Below are 15,871 nucleotides of genomic sequence, written 5' to 3'. Positions count from 1 at the left end.
AGCAGTCGAGCAAGCTCGACTCTACAAAGGCCGCCTGCCCACCGAACGGGCGATGGCGTACTGCGCGGCATAGTACGTGGACAGCACCAGCAGACTGGCCAGCGGCAGGCCGCCAGCGAAACGGTCCCAGGCCAGCAGTGAATCGCTGGCGACGAACAGCACGGCGCCGATCGCGGCCCAGCGTGCGCTGCACGATTCCGGGGCTGCCGGCTGCGGCCGCGCCCACGCGCGTGCCAGCGCCAGCACAGCCATCGAGGCAAGCACCACCACGTAGGCGAGCACTGGAATTCGCATCGGCGCCGGCAGGTGCGACCACAGGCCCAGCACGTTGAGCGTGGCGAACGCGCCCAGCAGCACCAACGCAGCCCACAACCCAGCGCCCGCACGCAGGCCAGCACGGAAGGCGACGATGTAGCAGACGTGGGCCAGCAGGAATGCCACCAGCCCCGGAACGAACGCATCCACCGGCAGCATCAGCGCGACATCGCCCACGCAGGACAGCAGCATGCCAGCCAGCACCGCGCAACGATAAGACGGCGATGCCGCCGGACGTGCCTGCCAGGCGATGGCCGCGATCAGCAGCGTGGTTGCCGGCTTGGCGAGCCAGTGCAGCCAGCGGCCATCACCGTGCAGGAAGGCGCCGACGATGGCCAGGATCGCTGCCAGCAGGACCAGGCCTTCGCGGCGCCACGACATCATCGTGCCTTCCACAGCTCGGCAAGACGGTCCGGCTTGCCCGCGATGCGTTCCAGCACCGGGTACTGCAGGCCACCGTGGTAGTCGATGCGCATCGTGTCGATGCGGTCGAACTGCTTGACCAGCAGCACGATGGGCGCCTTGTCCGTGGCCGCGGCGGACACCGCATCCTTCAGGCGTTCGCTGCTGTACTCGCGGCCACCGACGGCAATCACCTTCATGCCCGGTGCCAGGCCCGCGTTGAAGGCCGGGCTGTCCCAGATCACATCACCGACCACGCCGGTGTCGAGCACGGTCGCACCCAGCGAGTACGCCAGCAGGGCCGCCTTGGCGCGCTTTTCCTGCGCCTTGTAGGCCTCGTTGGGCGTATCGCGGTAGGCCAGCTTCCAGCCGGCCAGTTCCAGGCCACCGGTCAGCGAACCGTGGCCGTCCAGGCGCTGACGCAGGAAGCTGGCCCAGTCATACGGGGCGATGCCGTTGAGGGTCGCCACCACGTCCTCGAAGGTGTACGGCTTGACGTTCCAGTCGCCATTGCCGACGCCGAAGAACGCGCGCGCGAAATCATCCAGGCTGCGGCGGTTGCCGCTCAGATCGCGAAGCTTGCCTTCCACTTCCAGCCACAGCATCTGCCCGCCGGAGTAGTAATCCTCGCTCATCTGGTAGTTGCGGTAGGCCAGCCCGCGGCGCTGGGCGATGGTCGGGTCGTTGGTGGTGTCCTGCAGCGCGCGCCAGGCCAGGCCGGGGCGGCCCCGGTCATAGGTGGCCGCCACATTGGCCAGCGTGTCGCGGGTCTGCTCGGCCGACCACAGGCCCGAGCGCGCGGCCAGTACCTGGCCCCAGAACTGGGTCTGGCCCTCGTACACCCACAGCAGGCTGTCGCCCATCGGCACGTTGAAGTTGGCCGTCGCCAGGTCCGCGCCGCGGCGGTACTTGCCGTTCCAGGAATGGGTGTACTCGTGCGGCAGCAGGTCGCGCATCCACGCGTTGCTGTCCCACTCGGTGAAGTAGCCGGGGGCGGCGCTGTTCTCGCTTGAGCGATGGTGCTCCAGGCCGATGCCGCCGAGTCGGTCGGTCAGCGCCAGCAGGAATTCGTAGTGGTCATAGTGGCGCGCGCCGTACAGCTTGTCGGCCTGCTGCACCAGCGCTCGATGCAGCTTGATCTGCGCGTCGGTCGGCTTCAGCGACTTGGCATCGTCGGCAAACACGTTGAGGTGCACCGGCACCTTCGCGCCCGGGTCGAGGTCGATGCGCTGGTGGTGCTCACCGGCAAACAGCGGCGAGTCGACCAGGTGGTCGTAGGAGATGGGCTTGAACACCACGGTATCGCCGTCGCGGCGCGCGGTTTCCAGTGCGGTGGCGTAGGCCCAGCCCTTGGGCAGGGTGACGCTGGCCTGCGCCTGCAGGTTGCGCGCGTCGACGCCGGCCGGGTACAGCGAATTGGCGTTCCACTGCAGGTTGAGCATTTCCGGGGTCATCACCACCCGGCCCTGGCTGCCGCCCTGCGAGGACAGGAAATCGAAGTGGGCGACGATCTCGCTGACACCTTCGGGCACGTCGACCTTGAACGCGTAGACGTTGAACTGGTCGCGCTGCCAGGCCAGCGGCTTGCCATTGGCGGTGACGCGCAGGCCGGCCAGCTTGTCGATCGGGCCGGTGGGCGAATGGTTGCCGGGAATCCACTGCGGGTACAGCAGGGTGACCGGACCGGGCTTGACCGGCACGGTGGCGGTCACTTTGAAGATGCGGCGAGCCAGGTCGCGTGCATCCACATCGATGCGCAGCAGGCCGGGGGCCGCGGCATCGCCCGGCGGCGAGGTCTGCGCCAGCGCAGGCGTGGCAGCCAGCGCGAACAGCACGGACATCACCAGGGCACGGGTCTTCATCAGGCAGGTTCCAGCAGCGGTAGAACCTTCGATGCTAGGCCTGTGTGGTGCGTGGCCCCATGGCCAAAGGTCATGGGCGCGCGCCCATCCACGCATGGCGTGGATCTACCGGGGATGCGATGCGATGCCCCGGCCGGATGCAGTAGATCCTCGCCATGCGTGGATGACACACACCCGGTAGCGCCGGGCCGTGCCCGGCGAACGCCCTGCCCGGTCAGTCGACCAGGCGCAGGCGCAGTTCCTTCGGCAGCGCGAACACCATCGATTCCGGCTCGCCGTCCAGCTCGCCGACACCGTTGGCGCCCAGCTCGGCCAGGCGGGCCAGCACGCCATCCACCAGCACCTGCGGTGCCGAGGCACCGGCAGTCACGCCGATGTGCTGCTTGCCTTCCACCCAGCGCGGGTCGATCTCGTGCGCGCCGTCGATCAGATAGCTCTCCACGCCTTCGCGGCGGGCCAGCTCACTCAGGCGGTTGGAATTGGAGCTGTTCGGCGAACCCACCACCAGCACCAGGTCGCAGCGCTTGGCCAGGTCGCGCACGGCATCCTGGCGGTTCTGCGTCGCGTAGCAGATGTCGTCGTTCTTCGGGCCCTGCATCTCCGGGAACCGCTCGCGCAGTGCATCGATGATGCCGCGCGTGTCATCCACCGACAGCGTGGTCTGGGTGGTGTAGGCGAAGTTCGTCGGCTGGTTGATCACCAGCGTGGAAACCTGCTCCACGTCCTCGACCAGGTAGATCTGGCCGACACCGGCTTCGCGGTTCCACTGGCCCATCGTACCTTCCACTTCGGGATGGCCGGCGTGGCCGATCAGCACCACGTCACGGCCGGCACGGCAGTGGCGGGCCACTTCGAAGTGGACCTTGGTCACCAGCGGGCAGGTGGCGTCGAACACCTTCAGGCCACGGCGATCAGCTTCCTGGCGCACGGCCTGGGAGACGCCGTGCGCGCTGAAGATGACCGTGTTGTTGTCCGGCACTTCATCGAGTTCTTCGACGAAGATCGCGCCACGCTGCTTCAGGTCGTCGACCACGAAGCGGTTGTGCACCACTTCATGGCGGACATAGATGGGCGCGCCCAGCGTTTCGATCGCGCGCTTGACGATCTCGATCGCACGATCGACACCAGCACAGAAACCACGCGGGTTGGCGAGCAGCACATCCATCAGTTCAGTCTCCCGGCAGCGGCCGGCTTACGGTTTCGGGGAGGCATTATCCGCCTTTTTGGCGGACTTGCCGTCGAACAGGCCAAACAGGGCGATGCCCACGGCACCGACCACGATGGCCGAATCGGCCACGTTGAACGCCGGCCAGACGTGGTCACCGATATACCACTGGATGAAATCGACCACGTGACCGTGCACCTGGCGGTCGATCACGTTGCCGATGGCACCACCGATGATCAGCGCGTACGGCACCGCCGCCTTCCAGTTGCCGCGGGCGGTGGCACGCAGCCACCACGCCATCAGCGCGCTGATGGCGATGGCCAGCACGGTGAAGAAGTGCTTCTGCCAGCCGCCGGCGTCGCTCAGGAAACTGAACGCCGCACCGGTGTTGTAGGTGCGGTACCAGTTCCAGAAGCCGTCGATGACCACCACCGGCTGGAACTCCGGCAGGCTCGACAGCACCCAGGCCTTGGACCACTGGTCCAGGCCGATGATGGCGGCCGACAGCAGCAGCCAGACCAAGGCGTTCGGATGCGGACGGGGCGCGGCCATCAGAACCAGCTCCGCACTTCACCGGCACCGGTGATGTTGCCGGCGCAGCGGCCGCACAGTTCCGGGTGATCGGCGTTGCTGCCGACGTCGGCGCGGTGGTGCCAGCAGCGCACGCACTTGGTCTTCTGGGTCGGCTGGGCGCTGACGAACACCTCGTCGGTGGTCGCCGGGCGCACCTGCACGTCGCCGCTGATGAACAGGAAACGCAGTTCATCGGCCAGCGGCTGCCACTTCGCGGCCTGCTCTTCGCTGGCGGCGATGGTGATCTCCGCTTCCAGCGCGGCACCGATGGCACCGTTGGCGCGCATCGGCTCGAGCACCTTGGCCACCTGCTCGCGCACGGCCAGCAACTGGTCGAAATCAGCGGCGTTGAGCTGTGCGTCGGCCGGCAGCGGCGCCAGGCCGTCGTACCAGGTGGTGAACAGCACGTGCCCGGTGCGCTCGCCCGGCAGGTAACCCCACAGCTCGTCGGCGGTGAAGGTCAGGATCGGCGCGATCCAGCGGGTGAACGCTTCGGCGATGTGGTACATCGCGCTCTGTGCCGAACGACGACCGTGCGAATCGGTCGGCATCGTGTACAGGCGGTCCTTGGTCACGTCCAGGTACAGCGAACCCAGGTCCACGCTGCAGAAGTTCAGCAGCAGCTGGACGATCTCGGCCATGTTGTAGCTGTCGAACGCAGCCTTGATCTTTTCCTGCAGTTCCCAGGCGCGATGCACGATCCAGCGGTCCAGCGCGACCATCTCATTCAGCGGGCGCAGGTGCTGGGCCGGATCGAAACCGTCCAGGTTGCCCAGCAGGAAGCGCGCGGTGTTGCGCAGGCGGCGGTAGGCATCGGCGTTGCGCTTGAGGATTTCCTGCGACAGCGACATCTCGTTGCTGTAGTCGGCCGAGGCGATCCACAGGCGCAGGATGTCCGCGCCCAGCTTGTTCATGATGTCCTGCGGCTCGATGCCGTTGCCCAGCGACTTGGACATCTTGCGGCCGTGCTCGTCCACGGTGAAGCCGTGGGTGAGGCACTGCTTGTACGGCGCGCGCTGGTCGATGGCCACGCCGGTCAGCAGCGAGGACTGGAACCAGCCACGGTGCTGGTCCGAACCTTCCAGGTACAGGTCGGCCGGCTTGCCGAAGCCACGCGCGGCCAGCACGCCTTCATGGGTGACGCCCGAATCGAACCAGACGTCGAGGATGTCGGTGACCTTCTCGTAGTCGGCCGCTTCGGCGCCCAGCAGTTCTGCGGCATCCAGCGAGTACCACACGTCGATGCCCTCGGCTTCGACGCGGTCGGCGACCTGCTGCATCAGCTCCACCGTGCGCGGGTGGATCTCGCCGGTCTGGCGATGGGTGAACAGTGCGATCGGCACGCCCCAGGTGCGCTGGCGCGAGATGGTCCAGTCCGGGCGGCCGTCGACCATGCTCTGGATGCGCGCCTTGCCCCAGCTCGGGAACCAGCCCACGGTATCGATGGCGGCCAGCGCATCGTTGCGCAGGTTGGCCTTGTCCATCGAGATGAACCACTGCGGGGTGGCGCGGAACACCACCGGCGTCTTGTGGCGCCAGCAGTGCGGGTAGCTGTGGCGGATCGGGTGGAAGGCCAGCAGCGAACCGTTCTCGCGCAGCACGCCGACGATGGCGTCCTGCGCCTTCCACAGGTGCTGGCCAGCCAGCACCACGTCACCGGCCGGCGGGGTCGATTCCAGGTACACGCCACGGCCGTCGATCGGGGTCACCTGGCCGGCGTTGTACTTGTCGAGCAGGCCGTACTTCTGGCTGACCACGTAGTCTTCCTGGCCGTGGCCGGGGGCAGTGTGCACCGCACCAGTACCGTCCTCGTCGGACACGTGCTCGCCGTTGAGCACCAGGATCTCGCGCTCCGGGTAGAACGGGTGCGCCAGCAGCTGGTTTTCCAGCGCCGCGCCGGTGGCTTCACCGTGCAGCACCACGTTTTCGACGCCATAGCGCTGCAGGGCGCGCTCGGCCAGGGCGGCGGCCAGCACCAGCCAACGGCGCTTGCCGTTGTGCGCCGGGCCTTCGGCCAGCACGTAGCGGATCTCCGCGCCCAGCGACACGGCCAGCGAAGCCGGCAGCGTCCACGGGGTGGTGGTCCAGATCGGCACGGCCACTTCGACGTCGCCCGGCAGGCTCACACCGAAGGCCTGGGCCACGGCCTGCGCATCGCGCGCGGCGTAGGCCACGTCGATCGCCGGCGATTCCTTTTCCTGGTATTCGATTTCCGCCTCGGCCAGCGCCGAACCGCAGTCGAAGCACCAGTAGACCGGCTTGGCGCCACGCACCAGGTGGCCGTTGGCCACGACCTTGGCCAGCGCACGGATCTCGTTGGCTTCGAAATCGAAGCTCAGGGTCTTGTACGGGTTGTCCCAGTCACCGGTCACGCCCAGGCGCTTGAAATCGGCGCGCTGGATGTTGATCTGCTCTTCGGCGAACTCGCGGCACTTCTGCCGGAATTCGACGGCGTCGAGCTTCACGCCGACCTTGCCCCACTTCTTTTCCACCGCGATCTCGATCGGCAGGCCGTGGCAATCCCAGCCCGGCACGTAGGGCGCATCGAAGCCGGCCAGGTAGCGCGACTTGACGATGATGTCCTTGAGGATCTTGTTGACCGCGTGGCCCAGGTGGATGCGGCCGTTGGCGTACGGCGGGCCGTCGTGCAGCACGAACAGCGGGCGGCCGGCGGCGTTGTCACGCAGCTGCTGGTAGAGCCCCTGCTCTTCCCACCGCGCCAGAATGCCCGGCTCGCGCTTGGGCAGGTCGCCGCGCATCGGGAATTCGGTGGCTGGCAGGTTCAGGGTGGTCTTGTAGTCCTGGCTCACGCAGTGGCTCGCAATCTATGTTCGGAAAGGATGGTGCGCGCCTGGTCGGCGTCGCGGTGCATCTGGTCGGTCAGTGCCGCCAGATCATTGAATTTTTCTTCGTCGCGCAGCTTGGCGACGAATTCCACGTCGATGTGCCGACCGTACAGGTCGCCCTGGAAATCGAACAGGTGGGCTTCCAGCAGCGGCTCCACGCCGTCCACTGTCGGCCGCGTGCCGAAGCTGGACACCGAGGGCCACGGCTGGTCGAACACCCCGTGCACCCAGGTGGCGTAGATGCCCGACAGCGCCGGCGTCTTCGGGAAGCGCAGGTTGGCGGTGGGGAAGCCCAGCGTGCGGCCGAGCTGGCGCCCACGCACCACCCGCCCGCTGATCGCATAGGGGCGGCCGAGCAGATCGTTGGCATGGGTGAAATCGCCCGCCTGCAGCAGCTGACGGATGCGGGTGCTGGAGATGCGCTCGCCGTGCAGGTCGACGGCTTCGATCTCGCCGGCGGTGAAGCCGAGCTCGCCGCCCATCGCCTGCAGCAGGGCCAGGTCGCCGCGGCGGCGGTTGCCGAAGCAGAACTCCGGGCCGATCCACACTTCGCGCGCGCCCAGGCGCTGCGCCAGCAGCTTATGAACGAAGTCTTCGGCCGGCATGGCGGCCATCGCCGCGTCGAAACGCAGCAGGCCGATCGCATCCACGCCCAGTTCGCGCAGGATCTCGACCTTGCTGCGGGCCAGGGTCAGCCGCGGCGGCGGCGTGCCCTGGGCAAAGAATTCACGCGGCAGCGGCTCGAACGCCACGGCCACCGCGGCCACGCCCAAGGCGCGCGCGCGGGCGACCGCGTGGCGGACCAGCGCACGATGCCCCAAGTGGAGGCCGTCGAATGCACCGATACAGACCACGCTTCCGTTGGGGAACAGCTCCCCGCCCTCGACGCTTCTGAACAGCCTGCTCATCAACTCTCGTTCCGGCCCACCCGGGGCCGCCGCTTCAATGGTGTAACCCTGAAGTATAGCCGCCGTAGGCCACGATCAATGCCCGCGCAGGTCGCGGGGGCGGAAGCCCATCGCCAGCATGGCCACCCCGTAGGTGGCGCCGCCGCCGCCGACCAGCAGCGCCAGGGCGCCGATCCGCTCCCACACGCCCATGGCCGAGAAGGCCGGCAGCCAGTGCAGCAGGGCCAGCAGCACGCCGACCATGGCCACGCAGGCCACCAGCAGGCGCACCAGGTAGCCGCCCCAGCCCGGCCGGCGCTGGTAGACATCGGTCTTGCCCAGCCAGTACCAGAGCAGGCCCAGGTTCAGGTAGCTGGACAGCGCGCTGGCAATGCCCAGCGCCAGATGCAGGCCCGGCTGCTTGCCGATGGCCGCCATCACGCCCTGCGCCTTCAGCTCGTCGGGCACCATCACCTGGTACAGCACGGCCAGCAGGGCGAAGTTGAACACCATGTTGGCCACCAGCGCAGCCACACCCGCGCGCACCGGGGTCCGGGTGTCCTGGCGGGCATAGAACGCCGGCAGCACCACTTTCAGCAGGGCGAACGCCGGCAGGCCGAAGCTCAGGCCGTACACCGACAGCGCGGTCATGCGGGTATCAAAGGCGCTGAACTGGCCGTGCTGGAAAATGGTGGCGATCAGCGGCTCGGCCAGGAACAGCAGGCCCAGCATGGCCGGCACCGAGATCAGCAGGGTCATCCGCAGGCCCCAGTCCAGCGAGCGCGAGAAGCCCTCACGGTCGGTACTGACGTGGTGGCGGGCCAGCGCCGGCAGGATCACCGTGCCCAGGGCCACGCCGAACACGCCCAGCGGCAGCTCCAGGAAGCGGTCGGCCAGCGACAGCCACGACTGCGAGCCATCGGTCAGCTTGGCGGCGATGACCGTATCCAGCAGCAGGTTGATCTGCGCCACCGACGAACCGAACAGGGTCGGCACCATCAGCGTCATCACCTTGCGCACGCCCGGGTGGTGCCAGCCCCAGCGCGGCAGGGTCAGCAGGTTGATGCCCTTCAGCGAGGGCAGCTGGAACAGCAGCTGCAGGATGCCGGCGGCCAGCACCGCCCAGCCCAGCGCCAGGATCTGCTTTTCCGGGGTGCCGCCCAGCCGCGGCGCCAGCCACAGCGCGCCGGCGATCATGCACAGGTTGAGGATGACCGGGGTCAGCGCCGGCATGGCGAAGCGCTGGAAGCTGTTGAGCGCGCCACCGGCCAGGGCGGTGAGCGAGACGAACAGCAGGAACGGGAAGGTCAGGCGGAACAGGTCGACCAGCAGGCCCTGCTTGACCGGGTCGGTATCAACGCCGCTTGAGAAGACCGAGGCCAGCTGCGGCGCGAAGATCAGCGCCACGGCAGTCACCAGCATCAGGATGCCGCCCAAGGTGCCGGCCGTGCGCGCCATCAGTTCGCGCAGTTCGGCATGGCTGCGGGTTTCTTTCACTTCCGTGAACACCGGCACGAAAGCGGTCGCGAACGAGCCCTCGGCGAACAAACGGCGCAGGAAATTGGGTACCCTGAAGGCGACCCAGAAAGCATCAGTGATGGCGTTGGTGCCGAACGTGGTGGTCACCACGAAGTCCCGGACAAGTCCGAGAACGCGCGAGACCATGGTCATGCTGCTGAACGACAGCAGGCCCCGCAACAACTTGGGTGAACTCACTCAGCGTCCCTCTTGACAATCGACTTGACGTGCATTTCTTACGCCATCATACTAGCTAGCTTGCTGTTCCCATAACACCGATTTTTTCAGGAAACCACCACCGTGGCCAATATCAAGTCCGCCAAGAAGCGCGCCAAGCAGACCGTCGTGCGCAACGCGCGCAACGTGGCTCAGCGCTCGATGCTGCGCACCGCTGTCAAGAAAGTGATCAAGGCGCTGGACGCCAACGATGCCGCCGGCGCCCAAGCCGCCTTCGCCGTTGCCCAGCCGATCCTGGATCGTTTCAGCGCGCGTGGCCTGATCCACAAGAACAAGGCTGCTCGTCACAAGAGCCGCCTGAACGACCGCATCAAGGCCCTCAAGGCCGCCTGATCCGGCGTTGCCGCCCTGCCCTTCGGGGTCGGGCAGCAGACAAAAGCCCGGCCCCGGCCGGGTTTTTTGTTGCCTGCGATCCGGTAGTGCCGGCCGCTGGCCGGCAACACCCAACAAAAAACCCGGCCGAAGCCGGGTTTTTCGTGCGGAACCACAACACCATCACAGCGCGTTGCGGGCTTCCAGTTCGTCTTCCTTCTGGCGATCGAAGAACGCCATGACCCGGCTCATGATCGGGAAGGTGCCTTCGCGGCCCAGCGCCGACACCAGGAACCACGGCTCCTTCCAGCCCAGCTCGGCGACGATCTGCTCGGCCGCGGCCTTGGCCTCGTCCTCGAACATCAGGTCAGCCTTGTTCAGCACCAGCCAGCGCGGCTTCTGCAGCAGCTCCGGGTCGTGCTTTTCCAGTTCGCGCTCGATGGCACGCACCTGCTCGACCGGGGAAATGCCTTCCACGCCACCTTCCATGGGGGAGATATCCACCAGGTGCAGCAGCAGGCGGGTGCGCTGCAGGTGGCGCAGGAACTGCGCGCCCAGGCCGGCACCGTCGGCCGCGCCCTCGATCAGGCCCGGAATGTCGGCGATGACGAAGCTGCGGTAGTTCTCGACCTTCACCACACCCAGGTTCGGGTACAGCGTGGTGAACGGGTAATCGGCCACCTTAGGGGTTGCCGCCGAGACGGCACGGATCAGGGTGCTCTTGCCGGCGTTGGGGAAGCCCAGCAGGCCGACGTCGGCCAGCAGCTTCAGCTCCAGCTTCAGCGTGCGCTCTTCGCCCGGCTCGCCCGGCAGCGCCTGGCGCGGCGAGCGGTTGGTCGAGCTCTTGAAGTGCATGTTGCCCAGACCACCACGGCCGCCCTGCGCCACCAGCAGGCGGTCGCCATGCTGGGTCAGGTCGCCGATGATTTCGTCGGTGGCCACGTTGATGATCACGGTGCCGACCGGCACGGTGATGGTCAGGTCTTCGCCACCCTTGCCATAGGCCTGGCGGCCCATGCCGTTCTCGCCGCGCTGCGCCTTGAAGATGCGGTCATGGCGGAAGTCGACCAGGGTGTTCAGGTTTTCGTCGGCGCGGATGTACACGCTGCCGCCCGCACCGCCGTCGCCGCCGTCCGGGCCGCCGAGCGGAATGAACTTCTCGCGACGGAAGCCAATGCAGCCGTTGCCGCCGTTGCCGGCGAACACTTCGATTTCTGCTTCGTCTACCAGTTTCATTGTTTCGATGCCTGCGATGGGCGCGGCCTGCGTGCCGCCGCCTTGCTTGAATGTCGGGCCGTGCCCGTTGTACCACTGATTCCAACGAAAAGCCCCGCCGAAGCGGGGCTCTTCACGCAGCGTGCGATTCGACCAGCAGGGCCATGCCAGGGCATGGCTGCCAGCCAAGCCTTATCAGGCTTCGACCGACACGACGCTGACGGTGCGGCGCTTCTTGGCGCCCTTCACCGAGAACTCCACCTTGCCGTCCACGAGGGCGAACAGGGTGTGGTCGCGGCCGAGGCCGACGCCCGAACCCGGGTGGAACTGGGTGCCGCGCTGGCGCACGATGATGTTGCCGGCTTCAATGGCCTGGCCACCGAAGATCTTGACGCCCAGGTATTTCGGGTTGGAGTCGCGACCGTTGCGCGAAGAGCCTACGCCTTTTTTATGTGCCATGACCTATCTCCTTACTTGCTGCCACCGGCAATGCCGGTGATCTCGATTTCGGTGTAGTACTGACGGTGACCCTGACGCTTCATGTGGTGCTTGCGGCGACGGAACTTGATGATCCGGACCTTGTCAGCACGACCCTGGGACAGGACGGTGGCGGTGACCGCTGCGCCGCTCAGGGCGTCGCCGATCTTGATGCCATCGCTGTCGCCGAGCAGCAGGATGTTGTCGAACTTGATCTCGCTGCCGACTTCGACTTCGAGCTTTTCAATGCGGAGCTTTTCGCCCTGCGCCACGCGGTATTGCTTACCGCCGGTGACCAGTACTGCGTACATGACCAGACTTCCTCTGTAGTTATTGTGGTCTATGGACTGTCGCCATCAAGGGCGGACAGGAGCGGGATTGTACGCAGATCAATGCGGCGGGGTCAAGTCAACCCCTGCCTGCCCCGGTGGAACGGGGTCAGATCCCTTTTCACAGCGTGAAAAGGGATCTGACCCCTTCATAAAGCCTTGTCTCACAAGGTGAGACACCGGGCTGGCATTGTCGCCCATTGCCCCCATCTGGTCACCTCGGTAGGCTGACCGATTGCCGTCCCCCTGCTGGCCCGGCACCCAGCCAACGCCCCCCATAACCGGATCCCCCATGGCGATGGATTTCATCCGCATCCGCGGCGCGCGGACGCACAACCTCAAGAACATCGACCTCGACCTGCCCCGCGACAAGCTGATCGTGATCACCGGCCTGTCCGGCTCGGGCAAGTCCTCGCTGGCGTTCGACACCATCTATGCAGAAGGCCAGCGCCGCTACGTCGAGTCGCTGTCGGCCTATGCGCGGCAGTTCCTGAGCGTGATGGAAAAGCCGGACCTGGACCACATCGAGGGCCTGTCCCCGGCCATCTCGATCGAGCAGAAGTCGACCTCGCACAACCCGCGTTCGACCGTCGGCACGATCACCGAGATCTACGACTACCTGCGCCTGCTGTACGCCCGCGTCGGCACCCCGCGCTGCCCGGACCACGGCTACCCGCTGGAAGCACAGACCGTCAGCCAGATGGTCGACCAGGTGCTGACCCTGGACCCGGAACAGCGCTACATGCTGCTGGCCCCGGTCATCCGCGACCGCAAGGGCGAGCATGCGCAGGTCTTCGACCAGCTGCGTGCGCAGGGCTTCGTGCGCGTGCGGGTGGACGGCGAGCTGTATGAAATCGACGCGGTGCCGCCGCTGGCGCTGCGCCAGAAGCACACCATCGAAGCGGTGATCGACCGTTTCCGCCCGCGCGAGGACATCAAGCAGCGCCTGGCCGAGAGCTTCGAGACCGCGCTGAAGCTGGGCGACGGCATGGCCTCGGTGCAGAGCCTGGACAACGCCGAAACCGCGCCGACCCTGTTCTCCTCCAAGTATTCCTGCCCGGTCTGCGATTACTCGCTGCCCGAGCTGGAACCGCGCCTGTTCTCCTTCAACGCGCCGATGGGCGCCTGCCCCGGCTGCGATGGCCTGGGCATGGCCGAGTTCTTCGACCCGGCGCGCGTGGTGGTGCACCCGGAACTGTCGCTGGCCGCCGGTGCGGTGCGCGGCTGGGACCGCCGCAACGCCTATTACTTCCAGCTGATCGCCTCGCTGGCCAAGCACTACAAGTTCGACGTCGATGCGTCGTGGAACTCGCTGCCGGCCAACGTGCAGCAGGCCGTGCTGTACGGCAGCGGCGATGATGCGATCACCTTCACCTACTTCACCGAAGCCGGTGGCCGCACCCAGCGCAAGCACCGCTTCGAGGGCATCATTCCCAACCTGGAACGCCGCTACAAGGAAACCGAATCGGCGGCGGTGCAGGAAGAACTGGGCAAGTACATCAGCGAACACGCCTGCCCCGAGTGCAAGGGTGCGCGCCTGAACAAGGCCGCGCGCAACGTGTTCGTGGCCGACCGCCCGCTGCCGGACCTGGTGGTGCTGCCGATCGACGAAGCGCTGAAGTTCTTCAGCGAACTGAGCCTGCCGGGCTGGCGCGGCGAGATCGCCTCGAAGATCGTCAAGGAAATCGGCGAACGCCTGGGCTTCCTGGTCGATGTCGGCCTGGATTACCTGACCCTGGAGCGCAAGGCCGACACGCTGTCTGGTGGCGAAGCGCAGCGCATCCGCCTGGCCAGCCAGATCGGCGCCGGCCTGGTCGGTGTGATGTACGTGCTCGACGAGCCGTCCATCGGCCTGCACCAGCGCGACAACGAACGCCTGCTGGGCACCCTCACCCGCCTGCGTGACCTCGGCAACACGGTCATCGTGGTCGAGCATGACGAGGATGCGATCCGCCTGGCCGACTACGTGCTGGACATCGGCCCGGGCGCGGGCGTGCATGGCGGCGAGATCGTCGGCCAGGGCACCCTGCAGGACATCCTGGATGCACCGCGCTCGCTGACCGGCCAGTATCTGTCGGGCAAGCGCTCGATCGAGATCCCGGCGCGCCGGCACAAGCCGAACCCGAAGATGACCCTGCACCTGCGCGGTGCCAGCGGCAACAACCTGAAGGGCGTGGACCTGGCGATTCCGTCGGGCCTGCTGACCTGCGTGACCGGCGTGTCCGGCTCGGGCAAGTCGACCCTGATCAACGACACCCTGTTCTCGCTGGCCGCCAACGAGATCAACGGTTCCTCGCACCCGATCGCCCCGTACAAGGAGATCGACGGCCTGGACCTGTTCGACAAGGTGGTGGACATCGACCAGTCGCCGATCGGTCGTACGCCGCGCTCGAACCCGGCCACCTACACCGGCCTGTTCACGCCGCTGCGCGAGCTGTTCGCGCAGGTGCCCGAAGCACGTGCGCGCGGCTATTCGCCGGGCCGCTTCAGCTTCAACGTGCGCGGCGGCCGCTGCGAGGCCTGCCAGGGCGACGGCCTGATCAAGGTCGAGATGCACTTCCTGCCGGACGTGTACGTGCCCTGCGACGTCTGCCACGGCAAGCGCTACAACCGCGAGACGCTGGAGATCCTGTACAAGGGCTACAACATCAACGACGTGCTGGAAATGACCGTCGAAGATGCACTGAAGCTGTTCGAGCCGGTGCCGTCCATCGCCCGCAAGCTGGAAACGCTGGTGGACGTGGGCCTGAGCTACATCAAGCTGGGCCAGAGCGCGACCACGCTGTCCGGTGGTGAAGCGCAGCGCGTGAAGCTGTCCAAGGAACTGTCGCGCCGCGATACCGGCCGCACCCTGTACATCCTCGACGAGCCGACCACCGGCCTGCACTTCCACGACATCGAAGCGTTGCTGGGCGTGCTGCACAAGCTGCGCGACGAAGGCAACACGGTGGTGGTGATCGAGCACAACCTGGACGTCATCAAGACCGCTGACTGGATCGTCGACCTGGGCCCGGAAGGCGGCCACCGCGGTGGCACCATCCTGGTGACCGGCACGCCGGAAGACGTGGCGGCCTGCCCGCAGTCGTACACCGGCCAGTTCCTCGCCCGCATGCTGCCCTCCACCAGCGCGCGCCCGGAACGACCGGCCGCCGTGGCCAACAAGCCCGACGCCCGCCCGCCGCGCAAGGTGAAGCCTGAAAAGCCCGCCAAGGTGGCGAAGAAGGCCGTGGCCGCCAAGAGCACCGGCAAGGCCAGCAAGAGCACGACGAAGAAGAAGGACGCCTGATGAGCAGCGAACACAAGATCCTGGCCCGCATCCCGATCAGCGTGCGCTGGCGTGACATGGACAGCATGGGCCACGTCAACAACGCCAAGTACATTTCCTACCTGGAAGAAGCGCGGGTGCGCTGGATGCTGGGCGTGGAAGGCGTGTCGATGACCGACCGCATCGCACCGGTGGTGGCCGCGACCAACGTCAACTACCGCCTGCCGATCGTGTGGCCCAACGACATCCTGGTCGAGCTGTTCGTCGAGCGCCTGGGCAACAGCAGCGTGACCATCGGCCACCGCATCGTCGACCAGCAGGATGATGCGAAGCTGTACTCGGATGGCAACGTGGTGGTGGTCTGGATGGACACCCAGACCGGCAAGAGCGCGCCGCTGCCGGAGGCGATCCGCAACGCCTCTACCTGAAGGTAGTGCCGGCCGCTGGCCGGCAACCTCCAGATGTATC

At 66.7% G+C, this 15,871-nt stretch carries 13 protein-coding genes; 3 read left to right on the top strand and 10 right to left on the bottom strand.

The genetic code is table 11. The features are described from left to right. Positions 1 to 21: 21 nt before the first annotated feature. The 7 genes from C1927_RS06230 to murJ all read right to left on the bottom strand — a co-directional run bounded on the left by C1927_RS06230 (position 22) and on the right by murJ (position 9,751). Positions 22 to 699, bottom strand: coding sequence for a lysoplasmalogenase (locus C1927_RS06230; RefSeq protein WP_108746192.1), 678 nt, complete (start codon positions 697 to 699; stop codon positions 22 to 24). Then, on the bottom strand, positions 696 to 2,579 hold the full coding sequence (locus C1927_RS06225; RefSeq protein WP_079221077.1) for a M61 family metallopeptidase: 1,884 nt from the start codon (positions 2,577 to 2,579) through the stop codon (positions 696 to 698). The genes C1927_RS06230 and C1927_RS06225 overlap by 4 nt, the downstream gene beginning before the upstream one ends. A 214-nt stretch (positions 2,580 to 2,793) precedes the next feature. Then, positions 2,794 to 3,744 (bottom strand): 4-hydroxy-3-methylbut-2-enyl diphosphate reductase, encoded by a 951-nt coding sequence (ispH, locus tag C1927_RS06220; protein ID WP_108746191.1) that lies wholly within the window; start codon positions 3,742 to 3,744, stop codon positions 2,794 to 2,796. A 27-nt stretch (positions 3,745 to 3,771) separates the two neighbouring features. Beyond that, a complete protein-coding gene (lspA, locus tag C1927_RS06215) occupies positions 3,772 to 4,296 on the bottom strand; it encodes a signal peptidase II (RefSeq protein WP_079221075.1) in 525 nt (174 codons plus the stop codon). Continuing rightward, positions 4,296 to 7,127, bottom strand: a complete 2,832-nt coding sequence (ileS, locus tag C1927_RS06210) for an isoleucine--tRNA ligase (RefSeq protein WP_079221074.1) — start codon at positions 7,125 to 7,127, stop codon at positions 4,296 to 4,298. Before ileS ends, lspA begins: the two co-directional genes overlap by 1 nt. Then, a complete protein-coding gene (locus C1927_RS06205) occupies positions 7,124 to 8,071 on the bottom strand; it encodes a bifunctional riboflavin kinase/FAD synthetase (protein WP_079221073.1) in 948 nt (315 codons plus the stop codon). Before C1927_RS06205 ends, ileS begins: the two co-directional genes overlap by 4 nt. 75 nt (positions 8,072 to 8,146) lie before the next feature. Next, entirely contained in the window at positions 8,147 to 9,751 is a 1,605-nt protein-coding gene (gene murJ / locus C1927_RS06200; protein ID WP_108746190.1) for a murein biosynthesis integral membrane protein MurJ, read from the bottom strand. A 117-nt stretch (positions 9,752 to 9,868) separates the two neighbouring features. Here murJ and rpsT point away from each other — a divergent pair, with 117 nt between their 5' ends. Then, on the top strand, positions 9,869 to 10,138 hold the full coding sequence (rpsT, locus tag C1927_RS06195; RefSeq protein ID WP_079221071.1) for a 30S ribosomal protein S20: 270 nt from the start codon (positions 9,869 to 9,871) through the stop codon (positions 10,136 to 10,138). 162 nt (positions 10,139 to 10,300) lie between these two features. Here rpsT and cgtA read toward each other — a convergent pair whose 3' ends face one another. The 3 genes from cgtA to rplU form a co-directional block, all read right to left on the bottom strand. After that, positions 10,301 to 11,353: an Obg family GTPase CgtA gene (gene cgtA / locus C1927_RS06190; protein ID WP_079221070.1), complete on the bottom strand. Its 1,053-nt coding sequence runs from the start codon at positions 11,351 to 11,353 to the stop codon at positions 10,301 to 10,303. Positions 11,354 to 11,527: 174 nt separating this feature from the next. Continuing rightward, a complete protein-coding gene (gene rpmA, locus C1927_RS06185) occupies positions 11,528 to 11,791 on the bottom strand; it encodes a 50S ribosomal protein L27 (RefSeq protein WP_004148333.1) in 264 nt (87 codons plus the stop codon). Between the two features lie 11 nt (positions 11,792 to 11,802). After that, entirely contained in the window at positions 11,803 to 12,120 is a 318-nt protein-coding gene (rplU, locus tag C1927_RS06180) for a 50S ribosomal protein L21 (RefSeq protein ID WP_004148331.1), read from the bottom strand. Positions 12,121 to 12,430: 310 nt separating this feature from the next. Here rplU and uvrA point away from each other — a divergent pair, with 310 nt between their 5' ends. Together uvrA and C1927_RS06170 are read left to right on the top strand one after the other, a co-directional pair. Beyond that, positions 12,431 to 15,424 (top strand): excinuclease ABC subunit UvrA, encoded by a 2,994-nt coding sequence (gene uvrA / locus C1927_RS06175; RefSeq protein WP_108746189.1) that lies wholly within the window; start codon positions 12,431 to 12,433, stop codon positions 15,422 to 15,424. Further along, entirely contained in the window at positions 15,424 to 15,831 is a 408-nt protein-coding gene (locus C1927_RS06170; protein ID WP_108746188.1) for a thioesterase family protein, read from the top strand. Before uvrA ends, C1927_RS06170 begins: the two co-directional genes overlap by 1 nt. The last annotated feature ends 40 nt before the right edge of the window (positions 15,832 to 15,871 follow it).

It is taken from the genome of Stenotrophomonas sp. ZAC14D1_NAIMI4_1 (genome assembly GCF_003086775.1).
Classification (GTDB): domain Bacteria; phylum Pseudomonadota; class Gammaproteobacteria; order Xanthomonadales; family Xanthomonadaceae; genus Stenotrophomonas.
The sequence above is the reverse complement of the archived record's forward strand: the minus strand, read 5'-3'. Positions and strand labels throughout refer to the sequence as shown.

Excerpts from the sequence above, each read along its gene's own strand:
- lspA (WP_079221075.1), bottom strand. The coding sequence starts at position 4,296 with ATGGCCGCGCCCCGTCCGCATCCGAACGCCTTGGTCTGGCTGCTGCTG.
- C1927_RS06225 (WP_079221077.1), bottom strand. The coding sequence starts at position 2,579 with ATGAAGACCCGTGCCCTGGTGATGTCCGTGCTGTTCGCGCTGGCTGCC.
- uvrA (WP_108746189.1), top strand. The coding sequence starts at position 12,431 with ATGGCGATGGATTTCATCCGCATCCGCGGCGCGCGGACGCACAACCTC.
- cgtA (WP_079221070.1), bottom strand. The coding sequence starts at position 11,353 with ATGAAACTGGTAGACGAAGCAGAAATCGAAGTGTTCGCCGGCAACGGC.
- C1927_RS06230 (WP_108746192.1), bottom strand. The coding sequence starts at position 699 with ATGATGTCGTGGCGCCGCGAAGGCCTGGTCCTGCTGGCAGCGATCCTG.
- rplU (WP_004148331.1), bottom strand. The coding sequence starts at position 12,120 with ATGTACGCAGTACTGGTCACCGGCGGTAAGCAATACCGCGTGGCGCAG.
- ispH (WP_108746191.1), bottom strand. The coding sequence starts at position 3,744 with ATGGATGTGCTGCTCGCCAACCCGCGTGGTTTCTGTGCTGGTGTCGAT.
- C1927_RS06205 (WP_079221073.1), bottom strand. The coding sequence starts at position 8,071 with ATGAGCAGGCTGTTCAGAAGCGTCGAGGGCGGGGAGCTGTTCCCCAAC.
- C1927_RS06170 (WP_108746188.1), top strand. The coding sequence starts at position 15,424 with ATGAGCAGCGAACACAAGATCCTGGCCCGCATCCCGATCAGCGTGCGC.
- rpmA (WP_004148333.1), bottom strand. The coding sequence starts at position 11,791 with ATGGCACATAAAAAAGGCGTAGGCTCTTCGCGCAACGGTCGCGACTCC.